General features: G+C 68.7%; 1 protein-coding gene and 1 pseudogene. One reads left to right on the top strand and one right to left on the bottom strand.

Annotated elements, in window-relative coordinates:
- Positions 1 to 145: pseudogene (locus tag MKK70_RS05035) on the bottom strand (transposase); the annotation flags it as partial.
- 74 nt (positions 146 to 219) lie between these two features.
- On the opposite strand from MKK70_RS05035, the gene MKK70_RS05030 reads away from it, so the two are divergent.
- Positions 220 to 636: a hypothetical protein gene (locus MKK70_RS05030; protein ID WP_243946182.1), complete on the top strand. Its 417-nt coding sequence runs from the start codon at positions 220 to 222 to the stop codon at positions 634 to 636.
- The last annotated feature ends 133 nt before the right edge of the window (positions 637 to 769 follow it).

The raw sequence follows: 769 nt of genomic DNA, 5'->3' as shown, positions 1-769 counted from the left end.
GGCACCGCACGAACAGCGCGGGATGGATGCGCATCAGCGTGCCATCGTAGTCCCGCAGGTCGAAGTAGCCGTAGACCGTGCTGCGGGCCAGCATATCCGTCGGCAAGGCCCGCCACTGACAGCCCGTGCTCAACACGTACACCACTGTCGGGACGATGCCGGCGCCGGTCGCCGCGCCGCTGGACCCGGACGTGATCGAGCGCTACCGGCGCCGGTACAGTGCGGCCTTCGCACTCGACATCCTCAGCCGTTCTGCGGGTCGCCGTCTACCAGCAGAGTTCGGTCGCCTGCGACCTGCTCGCCGACCTGCTGGCGGGGTTCGGCGCCGCGGTCACGCCGGTCGGCCGCTCGGACACTTTCGTCCCGATCGGCACCGAGGCGCATCGCCCGGAGGACGTAACTTACATCGCCGAGACCATGGCGTCGGGCAACTACGACGCGCTAGTCACAACCGACGGCGACGCCGACGAGCCGCTGGTGGCCGACGCCGCCGGCGGGATCTTGCGCGGCGACGTGCTCGGCCTGATCACGGCGCGGTATCTCGGCGCCGACGCGGTGGTGGTGCCCGTGACGGCAGGCTCGGCGATCGAGCGGGCCGGCGGGTTCGCGCAGGTCCTATGCACGCGGGTTGGCTAACGTGCGTCTAGTTCTACGGGGTTCTTTGAGGTCTCGGTAGTTTTAGCGGCGCAGCTTGAAGGATGCGGCGAGGAGGATGCCTAGGGTGGCTCCGAGTTGCGCGCCAAGCAATCCGCCGATCCATCCCCAACTC

Origin of the sequence: Methylobacterium sp. E-041, assembly GCF_022829665.1 — a bacterium.
Lineage (GTDB): Bacteria > Pseudomonadota > Alphaproteobacteria > Rhizobiales > Beijerinckiaceae > Methylobacterium.
Note: the sequence above shows the minus strand (reverse complement) of the source record. Positions and strands in the feature narration are given on the sequence as shown.